General features: G+C 59.0%; 9 protein-coding genes. All 9 read left to right on the forward strand.

Features of this window, described 5'->3' with window-relative positions:
• A partial coding sequence (locus ACFE0K_RS03695; RefSeq protein ID WP_434534777.1) for a cbb3-type cytochrome c oxidase subunit I occupies nt 1-696 on the forward strand: 696 nt, incomplete at its 5' end.
• Between the two features lie 10 nt (nt 697-706).
• The gene (ccoO, locus tag ACFE0K_RS03700) at nt 707-1,342 is read left to right on the forward strand and encodes a cytochrome-c oxidase, cbb3-type subunit II (RefSeq protein WP_434534778.1); all 636 of its coding nucleotides are present in this window, start codon (nt 707-709) and stop codon (nt 1,340-1,342) included.
• Nucleotides 1,339-1,491 carry a cbb3-type cytochrome oxidase subunit 3 gene (locus ACFE0K_RS03705; RefSeq protein ID WP_035244407.1) on the forward strand — a complete coding sequence of 51 codons (153 nt, stop codon included), beginning with the start codon at nt 1,339-1,341 and terminating at the stop codon, nt 1,489-1,491. The genes ccoO and ACFE0K_RS03705 overlap by 4 nt, the downstream gene beginning before the upstream one ends.
• Complete coding sequence (gene ccoP, locus ACFE0K_RS03710; protein ID WP_434534779.1) at nt 1,488-2,399, forward strand: cytochrome-c oxidase, cbb3-type subunit III; 912 nt, start codon at nt 1,488-1,490, stop codon at nt 2,397-2,399. The genes ACFE0K_RS03705 and ccoP overlap by 4 nt, the downstream gene beginning before the upstream one ends.
• Before the next feature lie 81 nt (nt 2,400-2,480).
• Nucleotides 2,481-3,896: a cytochrome c oxidase accessory protein CcoG gene (gene ccoG / locus ACFE0K_RS03715; RefSeq protein WP_434534780.1), complete on the forward strand. Its 1,416-nt coding sequence runs from the start codon at nt 2,481-2,483 to the stop codon at nt 3,894-3,896.
• Nucleotides 3,868-4,386, forward strand: coding sequence for a FixH family protein (locus tag ACFE0K_RS03720; protein WP_434534781.1), 519 nt, complete (start codon nt 3,868-3,870; stop codon nt 4,384-4,386). Before ccoG ends, ACFE0K_RS03720 begins: the two co-directional genes overlap by 29 nt.
• Entirely contained in the window at nt 4,383-6,755 is a 2,373-nt protein-coding gene (locus ACFE0K_RS03725) for a heavy metal translocating P-type ATPase (RefSeq protein WP_434534782.1), read from the forward strand. The genes ACFE0K_RS03720 and ACFE0K_RS03725 overlap by 4 nt, the downstream gene beginning before the upstream one ends.
• Nucleotides 6,734-6,940 (forward strand): cbb3-type cytochrome oxidase assembly protein CcoS, encoded by a 207-nt coding sequence (gene ccoS, locus ACFE0K_RS03730; RefSeq protein ID WP_434534783.1) that lies wholly within the window; start codon nt 6,734-6,736, stop codon nt 6,938-6,940. Before ACFE0K_RS03725 ends, ccoS begins: the two co-directional genes overlap by 22 nt.
• Nucleotides 6,937-7,544 (forward strand): sulfite exporter TauE/SafE family protein (locus ACFE0K_RS03735; RefSeq protein WP_434534784.1); only part of this gene is annotated, 608 nt, incomplete at its 3' end. The genes ccoS and ACFE0K_RS03735, both read left to right, overlap by 4 nt.

Raw genomic sequence — 7,544 nt, forward strand, 5'->3', positions numbered from 1 at the left:
TGGGCCCTGATCGCTGGTTACATGTGGGCCGGCCCGCATCACCTGCACTACGCTTCCCTGCCCGACTGGGCCCAGTCCGTGGGCATGGCGTTCTCCATTGTGCTGTTGGCACCCAGCTGGGGTGGCATGATCAACGGCAGGATGACCCTGTCCGGGGCCTGGCATAAGTTGCGCACGGATCCGATCATCCGCTTCATGATCGTCGCCCTCTCCTTCTATGGCATGAGCACCTTCGAAGGGCCGATGATGTCCATCAAGACCGTCAACGCGCTCAGCCACAATACCGACTGGACCATCGGCCATGTCCATTCCGGGGCGCTGGGCTGGGTGGCCATGATTACCATCGGTGCTATCTACGTGATGATTCCGCGCTTGTTTGATCGCAAGCAGATGTATTCCATCGGCTGGATCAATGCCCACTTCTGGCTGAGCACCATCGGTACGGTGTTGTACATCGCTTCCATGTGGGTATCCGGCATCATGCAGGGCCTGATGTGGCGGGCAGTGAATACGGACGGCACCCTCACCTACAACTTCGTGCAGGAACTGGTAGAACGGCAACCGTTCTACGCCATCCGCTTGCTCGGCGGGGTGGTTTTCTTCGCCGGCATGGTGCTGATGGCTGTCAACGTCTACAAGACAATCGTTGCCGAACGCGATACCCACGGCGACGACAACGTGCTGAAGGCTGCCTGAGGAGACCGACATGTCCAATGCCCATGAAAGAGTGGAAAAGAATGTCGGCCTGATGATTGTGCTGACATTGGTTGCGGTGAGTTTCGGTGGCCTGGCAGAAATCGTGCCGTTGTTCTGGCAAAAGGCCACCACTGAGCCGCTGGAAAGTCTGGAGCCTTACACGGCTCTGGAAATGGAAGGTCGTGACATCTATATCCGCGAAGGCTGCCACGTTTGTCATACCCAGATGGTGCGTCCCCTGCGTGCGGAAACCGAACGCTATGGCGCCTACTCCGTGGCCGGCGAAGATGTCTGGGAGCATCCCTTCCTGTGGGGCTCCAAGCGTACCGGGCCGGATCTGGCCCGTGTCGGGCTGCGTCCGATCACTGATCAGTGGCACCGTGAGCATTTGCGTGATCCCCGCCAGGTGGTACCGGAATCGAACATGCCGGCTTACCCCTGGTTGCAGGAGAATCTGGTGGACTGGCGCGACACGGAGCGAACCCTGCGAGTGTTCAAGGACACCTTCGGTGTGCCCTATAGCGAGCAGGACATTACCGAGCAGTTGAACAAGATCGAGGGTGAGTGGGCCGATGCCACGGAAGAAGATGCCCTGGTGGCCTATCTGCTTTCCCTGGGCCAGGAACGTAAGGAGGTAGCACAATGAGCTTTCAAGCCCTGTTTACGCTGGTCTTCTTCGTCGCTTTTATGGCGATGACGATTTGGGTGTATCGCCCCAGCCGCAAGAAAGACTACGAAAAACTCTCACACATGGCCCTTGAGGCTGACCGCCGCAAAGAGAGGGACGAGCAATGAGTGATTTCTGGAGCTGGTTCATCATCATTATCGTTGCCATCAATCTGCTCGGCTGTGCGGGCCTGTTGCTGTGGAACAATCAAATTTCTCCGGAGGAAGCGGCCAAGGAAACCACCGGCCACAGCTTTGACGGTATTCAGGAACGCAATGCCCCACTTCCCCGCTGGTGGCTGTTTCTGTTCATCGGCACATTGATCTTCGCATGTGTGTATCTGGTGCTCTATCCCGGTCTGGGCAAGTTCCAGGGGGTGCTGAACTGGAGCAGTACACTGCAATACGAAAAGGAAGTCGCCCTGGTTGCGCGACAAACCGATCCGTTGTTTGAGCAGTTTGCCAAAGTGCCGGTGGAAGAACTGATTGAGTACCCGGAAGCCCTGGCCGTCGGTGGCCGTCTGTTTGCCAACAATTGCGCCATTTGTCATGGCTCGGACGCCCGCGGTGCCAAGGGCTACCCGAACCTTGCAGATGATGACTGGCTGTATGGCGGTGAACCCAAGCAGATTATTGCCAGTATTGCCCAAGGGCGAACAGGCATGATGCCGCCCATGGCTGCTGCTATCGGTAATACTGACAAGGCAGTGCGCGACATGGCCATCTATGTGCAAAGCCTGAGCCGCCCGGATCTGGCCAAGGATGCGGAAAAGGCCGCCGCCATCGAGCGAGCGAAGCCAAAATTTGCGATCTGTGCGGTTTGCCATGGGCAGGACGGCAAAGGGATTCAGGCAATGGGTGCGCCCAATCTGACGGACACCACCTGGCTTTACGGTCCGCGTCTGGAAGACATTGAAACCACCATTCGCGAAGGGCGCAAAGGGGAAATGCCCAAGCATGAAAATCTGCTCAGTGAAGAGAAGATTCATGTCATTGCGACCTACGTTTACAGCCTGTCCAACAAGCCAGCCCCGTAACGTCAGGGTCATTGTCGCAGCCTGCAAAAAGCTGCGACAGGCCGTGTCGGTGGATCACGCCAGCAGTCTTCGAGGTGCGTAATGAGTGAGCGCGACCGCATTAAAACCGTTGATGACAGCCCGGAAGCACAAGGGGCCATCAGCCTCTATGCCAAGCGTAAACGGATCCAGGTAAAATCCATCAGTGGCCGTTTCCAGCGCATTCGCGATTTCAGCATCATCAGCACCATGGGGCTCTATCTTGCCCTGCCCTGGGTTCGCTGGGATGGCCAGCAAGCGGTCCTGTTTGATCTTCCCAACCGGCAGTTCCATATTTTTGGTCTGACACTTTGGCCACAGGATTTCCTGTTTCTTTCCTGGGCATTAATCATCGCCGCATTCGCCCTGTTTTTTTTCACGGTTCTGGCCGGGCGTGTCTATTGTGGTTATGTCTGCCCGCAGACTACCTGGACCCGCTTTTTCCAATGGATAGAGCAACTTTGTGAAGGTGACAGGCACAGTCGCATGAAGATGGACGAGGCGCCCTGGTCCAAGAGCAAGTTGCTTCGGCGTGGCAGTAAACATGTGCTGTGGCTGGCGCTGGCCTTTCTTACCGGCCTCACTTTTGTCGGCTATTTTTCACCGATTACGGACCTGACTGGTCGTATTTTCAGTGTCGACTGGGGTGGCTGGGAATTATTCTGGGTCGGATTCTTTACCGTCGCCACCTATATGAATGCCGGTTTCATGCGCGAGCAAGTGTGCCTGTATATGTGCCCCTATGCCCGTTTCCAGAGCGTCATGTTCGACCGTGAAACACTCATCGTTTCCTATGACGAAGACCGCGGCGAACCCCGTGGCCGAGGCAGCAAGAAGCGCAATCAGACGCCGCAGCCTGAAGAAAAAGGCGACTGCATTGACTGCGGACTGTGTGTTCAGGTCTGCCCTACCGGCATTGATATTCGCGATGGGCTTCAATACGAATGCATTACCTGCGCGGCCTGTATCGATGCCTGTGACGATGTCATGGATCACATCGACAAACCCAGGGGCTTGATCCGCTACACCACCGAAAATGCCCTGGAGGGCAAGGAATCCCGGGTGCTACGCCCCCGGTTGATCGGTTATGGCATCGTCTTGCTGGCCATGGCGACCCTGTTCATGGTCACGCTCTATAACCGTGTGCCTCTACAGGTAGATGTACTGCGTGATCGTAATCAGCTTTTCCGGGTTGCCAGCAGTGGCCGCATTGAGAACGTCTATCGCCTGGAAATTCTCAACAAGGGCCAGAAAGCCCATCGTTATACACTGAGCCTGGAAGGCCCTGAAGGGCTGCGAATGGAAAACCGCACCGAGTTCACCATTCAGCCCGGGCAGCACCTGTCCTTGCCAGTGACGGTAAGTTATGACCCTTACGAGGTGGAAATGCAGTCATCCACCATCTGGTTTTCAGTAAGATCACTGGGCGACCCGGACCTGGAGAAACAGCATGAATCCCGTTTCATCACCCCCCGTTGATGACCGCCCCTGGTATCGCTACCCGCTGCTGTGGCTGGCCATTCTGCTGCCAGCCAGTTCAGTGGTTGCCGGCCTGACTACCCTGTATATCGCCGTCATCAATGCAGACGCTCCGGTGGTCGATGAATGGTACAAGGAAGGCCGGGGCATTAATCGTTCTGTGGAACAGGAACAGATTGCCACACGGCTGGGCATTGGTCTGGTGATGTCTCAGGTGGGTGCCGGGATTCAGGCAAGGCTGACCAGTGATGCAGGCATCCCCGCGCCAGACGTTATTACCGTGGCGCTGCGCCACCCCACCCTCAAGGAAAAGGATCTGTTGCTGACATTCCACCATCAGGGCAATGGCGTTTTCCGTAGCGACGGAGCCCTTCCCTCAACGGGCCGTTTTATCGCAACCGCGTCCACGCCTGAGGGGCACTGGCGTCTTTATCAGAGTGGCAGCATTGAAGACGGTACAGTTCGCCTGGGACACGTTGTCACGCCATGAACCAGAGCCTCACCCCACCCTGCTGGCACTGCGGACAACCTGCACCGCCTGGCGCCTTCACCGCCCGCACCCCGGAGGGAAGCCGTGATGCCTGCTGCCCGGGATGTGCTGCGGCCATAGAAACCATTTATGGGATGGGGCTGGATGACTACTACCGGATTCGACAGGACGAGGCCCCAGCCCCGGATGCACGTCGGGCAGAACTGGATCTGGCCCTGTTCGAAATTCCCGATCTGCTTGCGCCACACTGTTCGTCGCTGCCGGACGGCGAACGCCTGCAGCTGCAACTCAGTGGCCTCACCTGCGCCGCTTGCAGCTGGCTAATCGAAAAAACCCTGTCCACACAACCGGGGGTTAGCCGCGCCAGTGTCAATCTGGCAGGCATGACGCTGACGGTGGACTACCAGGGCTCCCCTCAGGCCCGCGAAACCGCCCGTCGTATCCAGCAACTGGGCTATGGCGTGAGCCTGCCCGGTGACCCTGCCGCCACCGCAGCCAACCGCTGCGAACACAAGCGCCTGCTGGGCAGGCTGATACTGGCCGGATTGGGTGCCATGCAGGCCATGATGTATTCCATGGCATTGTATATCGGCGTCTTTGATGGTTCGGATGCGGTGTACGAATGGGTATTCCGCCTGGCCAGCTTTTTTGTCGCAACACCGGTGGTCTTCTATGCTGGCTGGCCTTTCTTTCAAGGCGCATGGCGAGGGTTACGTAATGGCAACCTGACCATGGACACCCCTATCGCCCTGGCTCTGTTCCTGGCATGGGCCGGCAGCCTGGTGGCCATGTTCACCGGTGGTAGCCACGTTTACTTCGATTCCGCCGCCATGTTCGTTTTCTTCCTGTTGATCAGTCGCTGGCTGGAACACCGTCAGCGCCAGGCCATTCACGCCGGCTATGCGAGACTTGCCGATACCCTGCCCCGTGCGGTCCGGCGTCTCAGTGATGATCAACCGCAATGGGTCAGTCTCAGGCAGGTAACAGCCGGCGATCAATTGCTGCTGATTCAGGGCGATGTGGTACCGGTGGATGGCCGTATCATTGACGGCCAGGGCACCTTCGATGAAGCGGCACTGACCGGTGAATCGGTGCCGATAAGCCGTGGCCTGGATTCCCGCCTGGTGGCCGGAGCCCGCCTGCAGGAAGGTGCAATCACCCTGGAGGCAGAGTGCGCCGCAGACCACAGCCAGATTGCCCGTATCGCCGAACAGGTACAGCTGGCCAGCCGGGAGCGGCTGGATGTGATTCGGGACTGGCACCGTATTGCCCCACTCTTTACCGCTGCCGTGCTGTTGCTGGCCACCTTTACCCTGGTGTGGCACTGGCCGGCCGGGGCCGGCGAGGCCTTTGATCATACCCTCGCGGTACTGGTGATCACCTGCCCGTGCGCACTGGCCCTGGCGGTGCCTCTGACACTCTCGGCGACGCTGGGCACCGCCCTGCGTGAAGGCGTGCTGGTGGCATCACCTCGCCAGTTGCTGCGATTGCCGCATATCGGCGGCGTGCTTTTTGATAAAACCGGTACGCTGACTCTGGGGCGCTTCTCGTTGGTGGACACTCAAGTTGTTGGTGAAGGACAAAAAACCGATCTGCTTGCCATTGTTGCCGCTCTGGAATGGAACAACCCTCACCCGCTAGCCCAGGCCTTTCGTGACATTGCGCGCAACCAGCAAATGGCAGACATCCTCCCGGATGGAAATGGCATTACCGGCAACCTGCAGGGCCAGCAATGGCGCATCAGCGGCGCACCGCAACAGGCTCGCCCGGGCACAACCTGTCTGCAGCTGAGCCGTGACGGCGCAGTGCAGTTGTATTTGTGGCTGCAGGACAGCATTCGCGAGGAAAGTGCTGCGATAACACGGGCTCTTCAGCAGCAAGGGTTGGCTGTACGCATGGCAACCGGCGACAACGATGCCGCCGCCGGGCCGGTAGCCCGTGCATTGTCACTGCAGGAATGGCGCGCCGGCATGAAGCCCGCCGACAAGACCCGCTGGCTCAAGGAGCTGCAGACGGACACCGCGCAAATGATGGTGGGTGATGGCATCAATGATGCGGAGGCCATGCTGGCGGCGGATGTATCCGTGGCCACCGCCAACGCCACCAGCCTGGCCCAGCGGGCCGCAGGCCTGTATCTGCTCAAGGATAACCTCAATGCTATTACGGCCCTGCCAGCTCTCGCCAGGCGCTGCCAGCGCACCATTCGCCAGAATCTCACCTGGGCCCTGCTCTATAATGTAGTGGCGGTGCCCTTTGCCGTTGCCGGATGGATTCCGCCCTGGGCCGCGGCTATCGGCATGTCTGCCAGCTCACTGCTGGTCACCCTCAACGCGACGCGAGTTACCCGATGGAAATCGTTCTCCTCCTGATTCCACTGGCATTGCTGTTCCTGGCCGGGGCGGTCTGGGCCCTGTTCTGGGCCCTGCGCAAGGATCAGTTTGATGATCTGGACAATGCCTCCTGGCGGGTGGTGTTCGAAGATCGCGAACAGCGCAAAGGCCGCCCTGACACAAGCAAAGAGGCTACCGATCACTCAGGTCCGCGAGACTCATGATGTCGGAGAGCCCGGAATCCCTGCTGACGCTGCTTGCCAGTGCGGTTCTGCTAGCGTCTGCCGGCAGCGTTCATTGTATCGGCATGTGCGGTGGTATCAGCAGCGCGCTCACCTTCTCGATTCCGGAATCGCGCCGCCAGGGCAAGTCCCTGTGGGGATGGCAGCTACTCTTCGGCATCGGCAGGGTGACAACCTATATGGTGCTTGGCAGCCTGGCAGGGATGCTGGGAAAAGTGTTGCTGGATTGGCTCCCTGGCCCCTCCATGGCCATTGGGCTGAGTCTGTCCGGCGTTCTGATGCTGCTGCTCAGTGGCTATCTGCTCGGGCAAGGCGTGTGGCTGAAAAAACTGGAAGGCATCGGGGCGGGGCTGTGGCGCCGATTACAGCCCCTGACCCGGCGGCTACTCCCGGTAGATCGCCCGCTGAAAGCGCTGGCGCTGGGCGGATTATGGGGCCTGCTGCCCTGTGGCCTGATTTATACCGCCCTGGCCCTTGCCGTTACTGCCGGCAGCGCATTGGCCGGCGCCTTGGTGATGCTGGTCTTCGGTGTGGTGACCGTGATTCCGGCGGCAATTACCGGTGTGATCGCCTCCCGGCTGCAGCA

The sequence above is a fragment of the Alcanivorax sp. genome (assembly GCF_051117345.1).
In the GTDB taxonomy this organism is placed as follows: domain Bacteria; phylum Pseudomonadota; class Gammaproteobacteria; order Pseudomonadales; family Alcanivoracaceae; genus Alcanivorax.